Origin of the sequence: Shewanella pneumatophori (assembly GCF_023283895.1) — a bacterium.
Taxonomy (GTDB): Bacteria; Pseudomonadota; Gammaproteobacteria; order Enterobacterales; family Shewanellaceae; genus Shewanella; species Shewanella pneumatophori.
The window spans coordinates 100598-117415 of record NZ_JAKILB010000013.1 but is presented as its reverse complement, the minus strand read 5'-3'; the positions used below and the strand labels follow the sequence as shown (position 1 = coordinate 117415).

Sequence of the window (16818 nt, the reverse complement as noted above, 5' to 3'; positions counted from 1 at the left end):
TATAGTTCAGTTTACGCTCAAATAAGCCGTAAACCAATGTCAGTCGCTAAGCCCCTAGCAATAAAGACAATAGCTTCAGTAAAACCTGAAATATATTGATGCCACGCTTTGATGAACAAGCGTTTAACGCACGTTCGAATGATGCTATAGTGCGCGCCATATCACAGTTTATAGCGATGAGAATTCCCCTATGAGTTTTAAGGATTTGCGCAGCTTTATAGACCACTTAGAAACCAATGGTGAGCTTAAGCGTATTAGTCATCCCGTTGATCCTCATTTGGAAATGACAGAGATTGCTGATCGCGTATTACGCGCCAAAGGTCCTGCTCTGTTATTCGAAAATCCAGTCGGCAACGACATGCCGGTATTGGCTAACCTTTTTGGTACCCCAAAACGTGTAGCTATGGCATTGGGTAAAGAAGATCCACTGGCGCTACGCGATGTAGGCGAACTACTGGCATTTCTAAAAGAGCCAGAGCCACCACGTGGTTTTAAAGACGCTATTTCAAAAATTCCTATGTTTAAGCAAGCCTTAAACATGCCGCCTAAAACCGTACGTAATCCTCCTTGCCAAGAAGTGGTTAAAACCGGCGAAGATGTCGATTTAACTAAGCTGCCAATCCAGCATTGCTGGCCAGGTGATGTTGCACCGCTGGTAACTTGGGGCTTAACCATCACTAAAGGTCCACGCCAAAAACGCCAAAACTTAGGTATTTACCGCCAGCAATTACTCGGTAAAGACAAGTTAATTATGCGCTGGCTTGACCATCGCGGCGGCGCATTAGACTTTAAAGATTTCAAAGAGAAGCATCCAGGTGAGCGCTACCCTGTAGTCGTAGCTCTAGGTGCAGATCCTGTGACTATTTTAGGTGCAGTAACTCCAGTGCCTGACGCTATGAGTGAATATGCTTTTGCCGGACTACTGCGCGGTGAGCGTACTGAAGTGTGTAAAGCACTGAGCTGTGACTTAGAAGTGCCAGCCACCAGCGAAATCATCTTAGAAGGTTATATTGACCCAGAAGAGATGGCTGAAGAAGGCCCTTATGGCGATCACACCGGCTATTACAACGAAACCGACTCCTTCCCTGTGTTTACTGTAACCCACATTACTCACAGAAAAGATGCCATTTACCACAGCACCTATACCGGCCGTCCACCTGATGAGCCAGCTATGTTAGGTGTGGCATTAAACGAAGTGTTTGTGCCAATTTTGCGTAAGCAATATCCAGAGATCATCGACTTCTACCTGCCGCCTGAAGGCTGCTCGTACCGTATGGCGGTTATTTCGATCCGTAAACAATATCCAGGACATGCTAAACGGGTGATGATGGGCGCTTGGTCGTTCCTACGCCAGTTTATGTATACCAAGTTTATTGTGGTGGTCGACGAAGACGTTAATTGCCGCGATTGGAACGATGTGATTTGGGCGATTACCACTCGCATGGATCCTAAGCGTGACACGGTAATGATAGAAAACACCCCAATCGATTATCTCGACTTTGCCTCACCAGTTGCAGGTCTGGGGTCAAAAATGGGGATGGATGCCACCAACAAGTGGGAAGGTGAAACCGACCGCGAATGGGGCACACCTATTGTTATGGATGAAGCCGTTAAGCAAAAAGTTGATGCCATTTGGGATGAACTTGGCATTGACGATGCGCCAACCCTATAACAATAATGTACTTTGCATTAGTTAATCATTATATTGCCTACAAGCCTTTAGTAGGCAGATAAACTTAGACTTAATAAGCCTCCAAAGAGGGGCTCATCAAGGAACAAAGATGAACACCATTAGCTGTACAATTGAAAAAGTAGCGCCGTTTAATAACGCGGTATTTCAGGTTATTTTAAAACCGAGTAAACCGTTTGACTTTAAAGCGGGACAATATCTTTGCGTAGTAATGGGTGAAAAAGACAAACGCCCATTCTCTATCGCTTCAGCACCAGATGCTGAGCATATTGAGCTACATATCGGTGCAGCCGTTAGCGAAAGCTACCCTATGCAGGTGGTTGAGCGTTTAAAAGAATGCCTAGCCACAGGTAGCAGCATTGAGATTGAAGTGCCAGGCGGTGACGCTCACCTACGTGCTGACAGCCAACGCCCTCGCCTACTGATTGCTGGCGGTACCGGTTTCTCTTATATCAAGAGCATCGTTGAACAGAAAATTGCCCTTGGCCAAGAAATCGAAACCACGCTGTACTGGGGTTGTCGCAACCAAGATGCTATGTATTACGAAACAATTGCCCGTGAATGGCATGAGGCTCACCCATGGTTGAACTTTATTCCTGTGATTGAAGAAGCCACTGCAGACTGGAAAGGCAAAGAAGCTAACTTACTAGAGCAGATCAAAAATGACTTCGATAGCCTAAACGGTTACGACATCTATATTGCTGGTCGTTTTGATATGGTTGGTGCAGCGCGTGAAGTGTTCCGCACTATGGGCGTTGAAGAAGATCACCTCTACGGTGATGCATTTGCGTTTATTAAGTAATACCAATCAGTATAAATAGGTCGTAAGATCAACAAAGGCGAGAGGATGCATAATCCACTCGCCTTTTTTATCGCCCAGCTCTTAGCTTTCGCTCTTAATTTTAGCTTCGACTACGCCTTACTTGCCACACTGGCACGCTCAGTCACTCTTGGCTCAATGTCCATAAACTGCGGTGGTAAGCTTGGATCATGCAAACGCGCAATAAGCGCATTTACCGCCGCTGCACCTAAACGCGCTTTTGACTGGTGAATACTGGTTAGTGCTGGCGTCATAAATTTAGCTAGCTGAATATTGTCGTAACCGATAACCGATAACCGCTGTGGAATTTGCACTCCACTGCGCTGTGCTTCATGCAGCACACCAATCGCCATCATGTCGTTACATACAAACAGTGCGCTCGGTAATTCCCCTTGAGCTTGTAACTTAGCAAATGCCGCCTTGCCGCCCTCGGTTTCAAAGTTACCTTCAATGACCCAAGCAGGGTTAATCGGCAAATTCGCTGCGTTCATCGCATCAACAAAACCTTGATAACGTAAGTCAGCCTGCTGACGATTACGCGGGCCGGTAATACAGCCAATTTGTGTGTGGCCGTTATCAATCAAGTATTGGGTAGCAAGAATGCCACCTTGACGCGAATGACCTTGAATTTTGTCGCAAGAAAAATCCACTTGGCCCCAATCCATCACTACGACAGGTAAGCCACCTAAACGGCGATACAGCAATGCATCGTCACCTTCGAGCATGGCGCACATCATAATTAAGCCATCAACACGGCGCTCAATTAAGGTCGTTAACGAGCGCTTTAATCGCTGCGCATCACCCTCGGTATTGCACAGAATTAGGTTGTAACCTTGCTGATAACAAGCTTGCTCAACACTGCGCACCACTTCAGCATAAAATGGGTTGGTGGATGTGGTCACCAACATGCCGATGGTTTTAGTGCAATTTTGCTTTAGGCTACGCGCCACCGCAGACGGGCCGTGGTAATTCAATTGCAGAGCGGCGTCTTGCACCCGCTTAGCAATATCATCACTTACAAAGCGGGTGCCATTCATTACATGGCTCACTGTAGAAGTGGATACGCTTGCAAGTTTGGCAACATCTTTCATGGTGGCCATGTGAGCTAATTTCCTGTCTTGTCAGTTATATTAATTATTGCGCCGCTAAAAACTGCTCGACTTCAGTTCGAGTAGGAATCGAGGTTTGCGCACCAAAACGGGTAACTGAAATTGCAGCTGCGCCGTGGGCGAATACAATCGCGTTATCGATTGCTTGGCCTTCAAGTAAACCTGTTACAAACGCGCCATTAAAGGTATCGCCTGCTGCAGTTGTGTCAGTGGCCTTAACCTTAAAGCCAGGGATGATTTTACCTATCTCTTGTTGGCTTAAATAAACGCCCTTCGAGCCTAAAGTAATCATCACAGTGGCGATGCCTTTCGCGTGTAAAATCGCTGCTGCTTCTGCCGCGCTGGCTTCATCGGTAATTGCAACGCCAGTTAATACTTCGGCTTCTGTTTCGTTTGGGGTGATTATATCAACCATTGCCAACAACGCATCAGGTAAAGCACGCGCAGGTGCTGGATTAAGAATCACTTGAGTGCCATTTGCTTTAGCTATACTCGCAGCTTGCTCAATACCCGCAAGTGGCGTTTCTAGTTGCATCAATAAGTATTTGGCTGCTGCAATTTGCTCGCTATGTTGGTTAACAATATCAGCAGTTAGTGCATCGTTAGCTGCAGCAGCAATACAGATGCTGTTTTCGCCGCAATCGCTCACTTGGATCATCGCAATACCCGTTGGGGTATTTTCAATCATATGTACTGCTGAGATATCCATGCCGTCGTCAACAAAAGCGCCACGAATATTCTGCCCAAAACCATCATCACCGACACATGCGATAAAACCAATATCGGCATTTAAGCGTGCAGCCGCAACTGCTTGGTTAGCACCTTTACCGCCTGGAATGATTTGATAATTACGCCCATGCAAGGTTTCACCCGGACGTGGAAAAGAAGGCACTTGTAACACATGGTCGGCATTAACACTGCCCAAAACAATTAACTGAGACATTTACATATTCCTTGATGTTCTCTGACTCGTAGCCAACATAATTTGTGGTTGGCCTCAGAGGAAAATGCGCCTAGATATTATCTCTACTGGCGCCAAATACTAGTGTGACAAATTACGGCTTACATTACTGTGTTTGAGTAATGATTTTTAACGCAACAGGTATAGATTTTTCAACCACTTGGCCTTGTAAAATCTTATCCGCGATAGCAATTCCGGTAGCGCCAAGTAGCTCAGGTTGCTGCGCTATGGTTGCTGCAAGTTGTTTACGTCTAACCGCAGCAATCCCCTCATCGGTGCCATCAAAACCAACTACCATGACCTGCTTGCCAGAGGCTTCAATTGCACGTAGTGCGCCTAACGCCATTTCATCGTTTTGGGCAAACACGGCTTGCACATCGCCATTAGCGGAAAGCATGTTTTCCATGACGTTTAAGCCCTTTGAGCGGTCAAAATCCGCAGGTTGGCTCGACAGCATCTCTAAGTTTTCAGCGTTAACTGCGTTAATAAAACCGGCGCCACGTTCGCGGGCAGCAGAAGTACCAGCAATGCCCTCAAGCTGAATCACTTTGGCATTTGCGCCAAGTGTTTTAGCAATAAACTCGCCAGCAAGCTCGCCACCAGCAATGTTGTCAGAAGCAATATGACTAACAATGTCACCATGCTCGGCGGTTCTATCCAATGTCAGTACCGGAATATTAGCGCGGTTAGCGGTGCGAATAGCGTTAGTGACCGCTAGGGCGTCGGTTGGATTAATCAAAATTGCCTTAACGCCACGCATAGTTAAGTCTTCAACGTTCGCCAGCTCTTTGCTCGGGTCGTTTTGTGAGTCCAGTGCAATCAACTTATAGCCCAGTTCGGCAGCTTTGGCTTCAGCGCCATCTTTCATGGTCACAAAAAACGGGTTATTCATTGTCGATAACACAATCGCAATTGCATCTTGTGCGCTAGCGCTAAAAGGCGCACTGGCAGACAGCAGGGCCACCGATAACAGAGCAGAGGCTTTTAAATTAGCAAGTCGCTTCATGGTAAACCTTTTCAATTCGGAAAATACAACAAGGCAGCACGCTAAGCGTACTGCCTATATCGAGTTATGCTTTTTGTTTGGTGTCGATTAACACGGCTAGCAAAATCACACTGGCTTTAGCAATCATCTGGTAATACGACGACACATCCAACAGGTTTAGCGCGTTATTCAAAAAGCCAATAATCAGAGCGCCAATTAAGGTGCCGACAATCCGGCCTTTACCACCCATTAAACTGGTACCGCCAAGCACTACCGCAGCAATGGCGTCTAGCTCGTAGCCCATGCCCGCTGTAGGCTGCGCCGATGACAAACGCGCTGTAACAATAATGCCTGCTAGCGCCGCCATTGAGCCACAAATGGCATATGCTGCAATCTTGACTTTGTCTACCGCAATACCCGATAAACGCGCCGCAGATTCATTACCACCTACCGCATAAATGTAACGGCCAAAACGGGTGTGATTAAGCAGATACCAAGCGCCAATAAACACTATTGCCATCAACCATACTGGCACCGGAATACCCAAAACATAGCCAGTACCTAACCAAGTGAAGCTGTCTGCAGTGTCGCTAAAACCGGTTGCTACCGGGCGACCGTCGGTATACACCATAGTCACGCCGCGCAGCAGTGTCATGGTCACTAAGGTTGCGATAAATGCCTGCACCTTGCCTTTGGCCACGATAATGCCGCTGATCGCGCCAAGCGCTGCACCAGCAATTAACGCCACAGGTAAAGCCACCACAACCGGCACATCCATACCGATTAAAGTCGCTACAATTGCGCCGCTTAATGCTAAAACCGAACCAACGCTTAAGTCGATGCCCGCGGTTAAAATAACAATGGTCATACCCACGGCGATAATCGCATTGATGGATGTCTGACGCAGAATATTAAGTAAGTTATCAACCGTTAAAAAGTTTGGGCTCAGCAAAGACACCACAAAAATAAGGCTAAACAAGGCGATGAGAGACTTATTCTCAATCAACCACGCTTTGTTGATGCGCTTATAAAATGGCTGCGCTGTAATTGACTGGCTCATGCAATATCCTTGTGTAATGTTTTACCAACTGCGCAGGCAAGAATGGTTTCTTGATCTGCCTCTAGCGCATCAAATTCGCCACTGATTTGGCCTTGATGCATAACTAAAATACGGTCTGACATGCCGAGTAACTCAGGCATATCTGATGACACCAAAATAATGCTCATACCTTGAGCTTTAAAACGGTTGATTAGGTCGTAAATCTCTTTCTTAGCGCCCACATCGACACCGCGAGTCGGCTCATCGAGGATCAGCACTTGTGGCAAGGTCATTAACCCTTTGGCAATCGCCACCTTTTGCTGATTACCGCCAGACAAGTTACCAATACGTGCATCGCGGCTTGGAGTTTTGATATTGAAAGCTTCGATAAACTTTTCGACTTCGCTTACTTCATCGCTATGGCGTAATTGCACGCCGCGACTTAACTTAGCAAGCGCGCTGATAGACATGTTTTCTTTAACTGACAGCTCCAGCAATAATCCATCGCCTTTGCGGTCTTCAGAGATATAAGCAATACCCGCTGCGAGTGCTTGCTGAGGATTATTAAGACTGACGCTTTGGCCATTTAGCTCAACTTGCCCTTGAGCTTTTGCTGCTGCACCAAAGATGATTTTCATCAGCTCGGTACGCCCTGCGCCCATAAGCCCAGAAAACCCTAAAATCTCACCTTGATTGAGGCTAAAGCTAACGTTATCAACCCCCGGACCCGATAGGTTATTCACCGCTAACCGGCAACCTTTGTGAGTAATGGCAATACGTGGGTATTGGTCTGCCAGCTTACGGCCAACCATGCGCTCAATCAGCTGGTCTTCATCAATCTCACTGACTCTGCACTCATCAACAAAGCTGCCGTCACGCAATACTGTAACCGCATCACAAATGCTAAAGATCTCTTGCATGCGATGAGAGATATAAACGATACCGCAGCCTTGGTCGCGCAGCTCATTGATAACACTAAACAGTGACTGAGTTTCAACATCCGTTAACGCGTCTGTTGGCTCATCCATGATGATAACTTTTGAGTCAAACGAGATAGCTTTGGCAATTTCTACCATTTGCTGCTCGCCCAAGCTCAAGCTGCCAACCAGAGTAGTAGGCGCGTGGGAAATTTTAAGACGATTAAGCAATGCCGCCGCTTTAGCATTCATTTCATCCCATAAAATGCGCCCAAAGCGTGAGGTCATTTCACGACCTAAAAAGATATTCTCTGCAATGGTCAGCTCAGGCAGTAAATTAAGCTCCTGATGGATAATGCTAATACCTGCAGCTTGCGAATCACGCGGGCCATTAAAACTGCGCGTTTCGCCTTGGTAAACAATCTGTCCCGCATCTAATGAGTAAATACCGGTAAGCACCTTCATTAAAGTCGATTTACCGGCACCGTTTTCTCCCATGAGAGCCATGACTTGGCCGGGATAAACATTTAGGCTAGCTTTATCTAGTGCTTTAACCCCAGGGAAAGCTTTTTCAATGGCTTGTAACTGCAAAATAGCTTCGGTCATAACAGACTCCGCGACGCTTAAAATACAACACCGGTTTTAAAAATAACGTTAGCGTAAGGCGTACATTCGCCGGTACGGATCACCGCGCGGCTGTTATGAGTACGCAGTTTAAATGCTTCATGAGAGATGTATTCAATACTGAATATGCGGCCAGTTGCTTGTTGCTCGGCATCAATTTCAGCTAGCAATGCTTGATGGCATTCTGGGCTCACCTTAACGAACTCCTCAGCCAGCATAACGCCTTCAATTTGCGACGATGCTAGCCAAACTTTTACCGTTGCAATAAAGCTCGGTACGCCGTGAGTCAGCGCTAAATCAATCCGCTTAACCTTTGCCGGGATCGGTAAGCCAGCGTCACAAATAGTAACTTCATCGGTATGACCTAACGTTGCCGCAAGGTAGTTCATATCAGCATTGATTAAAGCGTGCTTATTCATCTAAAGACCTAAAGTATTTATGTCATGCCCTGTAACTTGCTCACTAATAGAAAACCTTGAGCGAAAAAATTACAGAACTAAAGTTATAGCGCTAAAAGTTACAGAGCTAAAATTTATTGAGCTAGCTATCGAAACGTTTCGATAGTGCAGAGCAAGACTAATCGAAACGTTTCGATAGTGCATGGTGATCAGTATTTAATTGTGACCTAGCTAACAAAAACAGTTGCGAATGGTGGGGAAGAAAAGAGTAACACCTAGTCAGATAATATAAAAACTAAAGGCAAAACAGCGTACACTGTTTTGCCTTTGGGTAACTTGTTTGACCGACCTACAGTGAGCCTTATATCTCAGCCTGTAGCATCTTAGCTTTTCCTAGGAGCTGCTTTTATTAAAGCTTCACCTTATCGTACTCATACCAAGCCACTAGATTACCTAAGATAGGTACAATCCAAACTGCGGTATCAGCATCTTTGTATATGCGATAAAAGTACAGGTCGCTATCAATAATTTCATGCTTACGAATTTCACGATAAAAATGCATCGCCGACGAGCTCACTTGCTCTGGCTTCATTAGCTCTTTTTGCAATACTTTAACGTGGAATACGTCTACATCAAGATCATCTATCTTTTCCTGATACTGAGTAAAGTCACCCTTGATCTTGTATTTGATTGGCGTGGTTTCACACTCTTCATCGGTCACACAAGCTGCAGAGTAAAACTTACCGGTATTTTCACCATCATAAATTAACGACAAACTGATATCAGAGCGCACCAGCATATTGTCTTTAACCGGATAATAAACATCGGCATGGTAATGATGCTCGATAAAACCACTGGTGCCCGGCTCATCATGAGGAATGATCACCCGATTATAACGAATACGCTGTTCCATTCTGCGGGTTAAATCAGTGAAGGTTTGCATATTCAAACCTGCAGGCGTTAAATCAATGGCAGTGATATTGATTAAGCCATTGCCCGAGCATTTTTGTTTGTCTGCTCCAGGACAAACCGCCATCGAGTAATAGTTGCCGTCTGTTACCGCAAAACCATTAAACTTATTCAAATTAGCTAAATGGTTAGATTCAGGTGCTAAATGCTTTTGCCACATAGACGCATGCAAATGGCTAACGTCATCTTTATGGATCAGCTGAATATCTTGTTTGGTACCACCAATATTAATCGGGATTTGCTTGTTAGCATCCCAGCTATTTTTCGCTTTGACTACGCCGTGGTAGTCGCTGAAATACCAAAAAGATAAACCAATTAAGGTCGCGATAATAATACCGCTAAGTTTAACCAGTAACGACACATCCACCAGCGCAGCACGTACCGATTCGGCATCGTTAACCGCAAGCATTTTAATGTGTGAACGAGTAGAAACGTTAAGCTGATAACCGCGACCGGCTATGGTGCGTAACATGACTTCTGGGTAGGGTTCGAGCTTCTTTCTTAGTGTACTTACACATTGAGTTAATGATGTAGCCGCAACAACGCGATCAGGCCAACCTGCCGCCAGCAGATCTTCTTTAGAGCAAACCGCACTGAGCGCCAAAATCAATTGATGTAAAACCGCAGACTCAGAGACTGTCAGTGTGATGGTTTTATTATTGGCATGATCGACTAATTGCTTAGCCTCTTCATCTAACTCCAAATAAGGAGTAACTTTCAGCACCTTTAGCTCCCTCTAAATTATCTTCAAATCGATGATTAACAAAACTTAACCTCAGTTTACTAAAATAATTTATTAAAAACGTGATTTTGTCCTGAAATCAAATCAGCCATTTAAAATCTGTACGTTAGTGCTCACATATCTTACATTTTTATAGTTCAAAAAAGCTCAATTCAAACTTAAAACTGTAAAAAGAACATATAAAATAGCTTTTAAATCAATAACCAAACGCTGAGCAGCTAACTCAATCAACCCAAAAATAATCGGGTATTAATTATAAGGTTCTGCGTTTAAATATCTGACTAGCAATAAACACTAAAACACTAATCCACAGCAACATGACTGCATAAAGTGCCAGCTTGCCCCAAGCAACAGCTGAGAACATAGCTAAACTGCCCTTACCTGATTCCATACCAATTAAATTAATCGCGCGGTAGAGATCCGTCGGATTTAGCGCAATTAAGACATTAATAATATATTGATTAAAAAAGGCCAAATCTGCAACTAATATCGTTAGCAATATCAAGTCGTAAATAAGCACAAACACAAACCAAACAAACAGAATACTGGCAACAGCCTTGGCTTTTTCAGCGGACTTCAAACTAACGATATAGCCCAATAAAATGAAAGCGATGGCCAACATAATGCTGCTCAAAATAAATTGACCAAACTGGCTCAATAACACCTGCGGCTCATATTGCCCACCAACTGCCAATAACAACATTGCGGTTAAGCCAAAGGCAAAACCTATGGTGGCAATCATAATTAGACTGTGGCCCAGTAACTTACCCATTAAAATCTGCCAGCGGCTAATAGGGTAAGACAGCAACAGCAATAAAGTGCCGGACTCATCCTCACCAACAAACGCGTCATAACTCACCAGCATGGCAGCGAGCGGAATAATAAATACCGAGATAGTTGATAGGCTTGAGATCAATGCGTCCAGTGTCGGCAACGATAAGCTGCCGGCTACAGCGCTGCCAGCAAAGGTGACACTCAAAGATAGAATAAGGAAGATTAACGAAATAAATAACACCCAGCGATTACGCAGGCTGTCTTGGATCTCTTTTTTCGCAATCACACACACAGGAGATATCCGCATAGCCTTAACTTACCTCATCAAGTTGAGCGCATTGGCCCATGTAAAAATGATAGATCTCAGCTAAAGCAGGCTCTTTAAGACTAAAATCGAACACTTGGCAGTCGCCAGTTAATAACTTAACCACCTCAGACTTAGACTGCTTATCTAACAATAAGCCATCGCCCTGCTGTAACGCAGCTAACTGGGGCTGCAGTGCAATCGCCTCTGCTAATTGCGGCGAGGTTAAGCGAGTTTTTAAACCGCTCGCAAGACGCAAGTCCGCTAACGTGCCCGATGCCAGCGCTTGACCTTTAGCTAAGATCAGCGCGATATCAATGTTGTTTTCAATTAATGAAAGCTCATGGGTACACACAATAACGCCACAGCCTTGCTGTTTGAGTTCATCAATCTTGCTATACATAAATTGTGAAGCCACTGGATCTAAGCCCACAGTTGGCTCATCGAGCAGTAATAGCTCTGGGCGACACAATATCGCTTGGGCAAAGCCCAGCCGTTGCTTCATACCTTTAGAGTAAGTTTTTAAGGCTCGGTCTTGGGCGTACTCTAAACCAAACTCTTCCAAGAGCTGCACAACTCTCACTTTGCCAATACCTTTAAGAGCTGCAAAATAATTTAAAATTTCTTTACCGGTTAGCTTATCGTAAAAACTGACGTTTTCAGGCAAGTAGCCAATTTTAAGCTCTGCGCGATTTTTTACTGCCGTCAGCTGTTTACCCAGCACACTCACATTGCCGCCACTTGGGTTAATAAGACCTAACAAAATTTTAATCAGCGTAGATTTACCGGCACCATTATGCCCAAGCAATGCCATGGTCTGGCCGCGCTTAACATCAAAACTAACGTCTCGTAATGCCTCAAAGTCTGCAAACTTATGATGTATATGACTGGCAGAAACCGCTAAACAAGAATTCATTTACTCTCCAAACCGATTACTTTTGTATGTAATCGCTGCACTGTGCACCGCAAAATAATCGGCATAGATTAATCAAGAAAAGCCGGGTTGCTATTAAGCAATGGATAACTGTCGATAATGCCGCTGGCTGCGCTTATTTCAAATTGGCGCTGGACCCAACGTAATACCACCACAATAGGGCTATCCATTAGGAAATTCGCTTCAGGATAAAGCCAAAATAACTTATCGATATTGTCATTCGGTTGGTATGCACTATTACCGACACCGTCGGCATTATGATCCCAGCCTAAATAACCGCTCCAGTAGTTGCCGCGGCCGTTATGACTCCACTCTAGAAGCGCATCGCCGACGTACTTAACCTGCGCGAAATTGTCGATAAACTGGTTCTGATAAACTTGATTGCCCTCTCCGCCCATCGCCATATAAAAGCCGATGTCACAATAGGCAAAATGATTGTTAATAATAGTATTATCGCGAGCACCATAGACGAAGAGCCCTTTACCTTCTTGGCCCTGTACTTGGTTTTCGCTACGGTTAACTATATGCTCAACGCGATTAGACTCTACAATTGAGTCTTCGGTCATGTTAAGCAAAATACCGAAATCTATGGCGTCCCACACTTGATTACGATGCAGGTAAACCCGCTTGGCATTCATCACAGCGTAGCCGCCATCAACTTGATAACTCTGGTTATTAAACCCTTCGTCATCAGAGGTGTACATATAATGGATGCCGTATTGCTGATCGAATAAACGATTGCCATACACGCGGCTGTGGCTGCTTGATTCGAGGTAAACGCCGTCGCGTACTTGAGAAATGGTATTGCCGTATATTTCAGAGCCTTTAACGCGCATTAAATGAATGCCGTCGCCGCGATCTAAGGTGTATAAGCTGTTGTTACCCACAATCACGTTGTCATGGATAGTAATGTTTTGCAGCTCGTCGGCACGAATACCAAAGCCGTCACCGCGAAAGTGGTTGTTATGAATAACAACACCATCATTACCCGGCTCAACCAGCACTCCCGCATCACGCTCGTAATGATCGTTGCCCCAATTTTCAATTTTAAGCCCGGCAATTTCGACGTTGGCAGCAAATACCTGAATGGCACTGCCTACGCCATTGCCATCAATAATACTGTCGCCGCGACTGGAAAGAATAATAGATTGGTGGATTTGCAGCGGACCTTGATAGCGCCCAGCAGCCAAAGCAATTCGGTCACCCGCTTTAGCTTTAGTTAAGGCCTGAGTCAGTGCTTCAGTATTATCAACGTCTATGATCTCAGCTTGGCAAACCATGCCAAAACCAAGTGACAGAGTCAGCAATGCTAGGCGTAATGGGCTAACTCTGCTCGCGGCTTGGAAACTAGATAAGGTTAATTTACTCATCGGCTTTGATACGCTCCACACCTCACTTTATATAAAGTGAAACGCCACTACTCTCCGGCAAGTAGCTCAATAGTAATTTGCTCATAAGTCAGCACTGCCCCACCAAACTCGGTAGCAAACTGAGTGGCGCCATCTTGGGTCGCAAATGAAGCAACAGCAGGACCCATAACCGCTTTTTTACTGGTGCCATAAACATACCAAGCCGAGGTTGCATCAATAAAGCTCTTATCATCAGGATGTTCCCAATCTGTAACCGACATATCATGCACCTTCAAATGCGTGATCTGACGCTTATTCTCAGGTTGGAGCGCAAAGTTAAACATATCTCGAGTAGAGCAGAACTTTGGCACTATGGTTTCCCCTTTCAAGCCTAGTTGGCCTTTTGGTCCTGGGTACTTAGTGATCATCATGCCGCATAAATGGCAGCGGTCGTGGTCGTGAATAGGTTGCGCTTCAGTCGACTGCGACGCCGCATCACCTTGGCTACAAGCATACATAAGCGGAATAAATAACAAGGTGAGTAGTAATTTTTTCATAGCGAACCCAATTGGAAAGAATACGAATTTAAGGAGGCACTCACTGCCTTGCCAGTTAGTGTGGCAAGGCGTGAGCTTAGTTGCTTAGCCGTCAGTTCAACTCCTAATACTGGCCTTGCAGGGACGGGGTATTAGGAGCGAATATCTTGCTAGCTTTGCGATATAACCTATTGGTTAAACTGCAAAGATTTGGCCAGCGTACAGGATGAACATACGCAAGCACATCATGCCAGCCACGGCACAAACACCTGATAGGTAGAAGGCTTTAGCGCTGTGGCTAAAGGTTTTACCTGTGGCGAAGTTAAGTAGTAATGGACCACCAAAACCTAGGCCCACCACACCAAACCAGAACACCGCAGCCCACTCACCAGTATGGAAAGCTTCGAATGCACCTTGTGCACCAGCGTTGCCTGTCATTAGCGAAGTCACAATCATGAAAATGAATAGCATTTCAGCAATCATAATTGGCCACTCAGCGCCATGAAGGATCTTCATATCTTGGCTGTGTAGGTCTTCTTTAAACATCGATACTGCAAGCATTTTGGCTGCTGCAGCACCCGCTGAAATACCAGAAGCAATAAATAGCGCCGGTAAAACAGAGGTATTGATGATAGGAAAACGTACCAAAGCTGAGATAAGGAAACCGGTATAAGCACACACTGCTAAAGCCAGTACCAATACGGCGATTTCACATGGACGACGAATACCTTGTAGCTTTTCAACTACTGGCACTAATACTTTCAGTGCAGGAATTTCGCGGATCTCTTCTTCGAATGCAAATAGGCAGATTAACGCGACTAACGGGATATAAACCGATAGCGCGATAACACCAATCGACATCACTGAATTTAGGTTGTAGTAAACCAAAATTCGCCAGAAGAATAGTGGGTTAGTTAAGTCTAAAACTAGACACAACATACCTAAGCTAATCGTCACAAATGAGATTAATGCTGCAGCTTTATAAAATGGCGTGTTGGTTGTCTGCTTCTTGTAGAATCGCAAGAATAACGCAGTGGCTAGCGCACCACCGGAAATACCCGCAAAGAACAAGTACACAGCAATCGGCCAAGGCCAAGCAAGTCCCTCAGACAGACCCATTGTAAATTCAATATTGCCGTCCATATCTATACTCCTAGCTTAACAATAGGTATGTAACGTAAGCTTGGCTCAGTACCAAATCCTGGCTTAATACGCACAGAATCTTTTACTCGTAGTAGCTTACTGATATAGGATGTCGGGTCGTTAATATCACCAAAAATCAGTGCATCGTAACGGCACTTCTGTACACAAGCAGGTAGTTCGCCAATGGCAAGTTTGCTGTTTAGGCAGAAGTCACAGTTGTCGGCGACATCAGTTTCTTTATTGATAAAACGTGCGTCATAAGGACAAGCTGCAATACAGTACTTACAACCTGCACACTTAGCCGCGTCCATAGTAACAATGCCGGTCTTCTCATCTCTGTGCGCCGCGCCTGTAGGGCAAACGGTTACACAAGGGGCATTCTTACATTGCTGACATGAGACACGGACAAACTTACGTTCACAACCACATTCAGTGGTTTTACCGCAGTGTGGGCAAGGCTGCCCTTCTAACCCACCAGAGTGCTGCTCCATAAGCAGTCTCGACTTACCTGCTGGTAAGTTGTTGGCTAGATTACATGCCTCTTTACACTCGCCGCAGCCAGTACATTTATTTTGATCAAACACCATCGCATAATGGGGCTTGTTTGCATCTGACTCACCCTCTTTGACGGAACTGCACCCTAGGGGCGCTATTATCAAAGAGCTGGCTCCTAAGCACTTAAGGAACCTCCGTCTCTCTATATTTTCACTCACAGCATCCTCCAGCTATCAGCTATTTAGCTGACATATTTATACTTATTAGGTTTTACGTGACTTTACTCAGATGCAGCCACTGAACGATTAGCTAATTTTTGCTCTGCTCGTAAAATTGCATTATTAATTGCAGCTCGATTAATGTTGGGCTTGTCGCTTTCGAGTAGTTTCAGCCATTGCTCGATGGCTTGTTCAAACTCGCCATTAAGGTAAGCGTGGGTAGCAAGTAATAGGCGAGATTGCGGTTCATATTGATCAAGCGCTAGGGCTCTAGCGATAACCAAATCGATATCTAAGCTCATCTCTCTTTTATCGCGGTAGTACATGGCATTGGCTTTCATGCCAAGTACGCTTGCACTGTCGCCAGAGAGGCTGAGTAGTTCATCAAGTGTTTGCACCGACTCGCTATATAGGCCGCCATCCACGTAGGATTGAGCCAGATTTAATAATGCAATTTCATTGCTAGGTTGCTCGCTGACTTTCTTAGCGTTTTTATTGATTTCTGCGGTGATCAGATAATCAATATTGCTGTCTACTACTCCTTTGTTCCAGCCATCGAAATGGCCTAGTTGTGAGTAAATCATTAGCGTCGTTGTAAAGAGCACTACAGATAGCACCATAGGTACCTTCGCGTTGACGGAGTGCTCATTTAATCCGTCGTCACCAGACTTAACTATCAGGGTTACACCATGTTTTTGACTAGAGTGATGATGACGCCAAATAAAGGTGATAACTGCACATAAGGTGACAGCAATGCCGATAGCTAAACTATTCATAGTGACTCTCTACAAACGAAACCAACTAAAACTAA

Annotated in this window: 16 protein-coding genes; 2 read left to right on the top strand and 14 right to left on the bottom strand. The window is 45.1% G+C overall.

The window, feature by feature from the left end:
• Positions 1 to 190: 190 nt before the first annotated feature.
• Complete coding sequence (gene ubiD, locus L2740_RS17450; RefSeq protein WP_248951351.1) at positions 191 to 1672, top strand: 4-hydroxy-3-polyprenylbenzoate decarboxylase; 1482 nt, start codon at positions 191 to 193, stop codon at positions 1670 to 1672.
• A 109-nt stretch (positions 1673 to 1781) separates the two neighbouring features.
• Positions 1782 to 2492 carry an NAD(P)H-flavin reductase gene (gene fre / locus L2740_RS17445; protein ID WP_248951350.1) on the top strand — a complete coding sequence of 237 codons (711 nt, stop codon included), beginning with the start codon at positions 1782 to 1784 and terminating at the stop codon, positions 2490 to 2492.
• A gap of 110 nt (positions 2493 to 2602) precedes the next feature.
• Here fre and L2740_RS17440 read toward each other — a convergent pair whose 3' ends face one another.
• The 14 genes from L2740_RS17440 to L2740_RS17375 all read right to left on the bottom strand — a co-directional run bounded on the left by L2740_RS17440 (position 2603) and on the right by L2740_RS17375 (position 16783).
• Positions 2603 to 3610, bottom strand: a complete 1008-nt coding sequence (locus tag L2740_RS17440) for a substrate-binding domain-containing protein (protein ID WP_248951349.1) — start codon at positions 3608 to 3610, stop codon at positions 2603 to 2605.
• A 34-nt stretch (positions 3611 to 3644) separates the two neighbouring features.
• Positions 3645 to 4562, bottom strand: a complete 918-nt coding sequence (gene rbsK / locus L2740_RS17435) for a ribokinase (protein ID WP_248951348.1) — start codon at positions 4560 to 4562, stop codon at positions 3645 to 3647.
• Positions 4563 to 4686: 124 nt separating this feature from the next.
• A complete protein-coding gene (gene rbsB / locus L2740_RS17430) occupies positions 4687 to 5586 on the bottom strand; it encodes a ribose ABC transporter substrate-binding protein RbsB (RefSeq protein WP_248951347.1) in 900 nt (299 codons plus the stop codon).
• Between the two features lie 64 nt (positions 5587 to 5650).
• Positions 5651 to 6625, bottom strand: coding sequence for a ribose ABC transporter permease (gene rbsC, locus L2740_RS17425; protein ID WP_248951346.1), 975 nt, complete (start codon positions 6623 to 6625; stop codon positions 5651 to 5653).
• A complete protein-coding gene (gene rbsA / locus L2740_RS17420) occupies positions 6622 to 8127 on the bottom strand; it encodes a ribose ABC transporter ATP-binding protein RbsA (RefSeq protein WP_248951345.1) in 1506 nt (501 codons plus the stop codon). Before rbsA ends, rbsC begins: the two co-directional genes overlap by 4 nt.
• A gap of 17 nt (positions 8128 to 8144) precedes the next feature.
• A complete protein-coding gene (gene rbsD, locus L2740_RS17415) occupies positions 8145 to 8564 on the bottom strand; it encodes a D-ribose pyranase (protein WP_248951344.1) in 420 nt (139 codons plus the stop codon).
• Positions 8565 to 8952: 388 nt separating this feature from the next.
• The gene (locus tag L2740_RS17410) at positions 8953 to 10236 is read right to left on the bottom strand and encodes a winged helix-turn-helix domain-containing protein (RefSeq protein ID WP_248951343.1); all 1284 of its coding nucleotides are present in this window, start codon (positions 10234 to 10236) and stop codon (positions 8953 to 8955) included.
• Positions 10237 to 10507: 271 nt separating this feature from the next.
• Positions 10508 to 11335 (bottom strand): ABC transporter permease, encoded by an 828-nt coding sequence (locus tag L2740_RS17405; protein ID WP_248951342.1) that lies wholly within the window; start codon positions 11333 to 11335, stop codon positions 10508 to 10510.
• A 4-nt stretch (positions 11336 to 11339) separates the two neighbouring features.
• Entirely contained in the window at positions 11340 to 12248 is a 909-nt protein-coding gene (locus L2740_RS17400; RefSeq protein WP_248951341.1) for an ABC transporter ATP-binding protein, read from the bottom strand.
• A gap of 68 nt (positions 12249 to 12316) precedes the next feature.
• Complete coding sequence (gene nosD / locus L2740_RS17395) at positions 12317 to 13636, bottom strand: nitrous oxide reductase family maturation protein NosD (RefSeq protein WP_248951340.1); 1320 nt, start codon at positions 13634 to 13636, stop codon at positions 12317 to 12319.
• Between the two features lie 47 nt (positions 13637 to 13683).
• On the bottom strand, positions 13684 to 14172 hold the full coding sequence (locus L2740_RS17390; RefSeq protein WP_248951339.1) for a nitrous oxide reductase accessory protein NosL: 489 nt from the start codon (positions 14170 to 14172) through the stop codon (positions 13684 to 13686).
• Positions 14173 to 14346: 174 nt separating this feature from the next.
• Positions 14347 to 15294 (bottom strand): NrfD/PsrC family molybdoenzyme membrane anchor subunit, encoded by a 948-nt coding sequence (nrfD, locus tag L2740_RS17385; protein WP_248951338.1) that lies wholly within the window; start codon positions 15292 to 15294, stop codon positions 14347 to 14349.
• 2 nt (positions 15295 to 15296) lie between these two features.
• A complete protein-coding gene (locus L2740_RS17380; RefSeq protein ID WP_028767714.1) occupies positions 15297 to 16007 on the bottom strand; it encodes a 4Fe-4S dicluster domain-containing protein in 711 nt (236 codons plus the stop codon).
• Between the two features lie 62 nt (positions 16008 to 16069).
• Positions 16070 to 16783 carry a tetratricopeptide repeat protein gene (locus L2740_RS17375; RefSeq protein WP_248951337.1) on the bottom strand — a complete coding sequence of 238 codons (714 nt, stop codon included), beginning with the start codon at positions 16781 to 16783 and terminating at the stop codon, positions 16070 to 16072.
• Between the last annotated feature and the right edge of the window lie 35 nt (positions 16784 to 16818).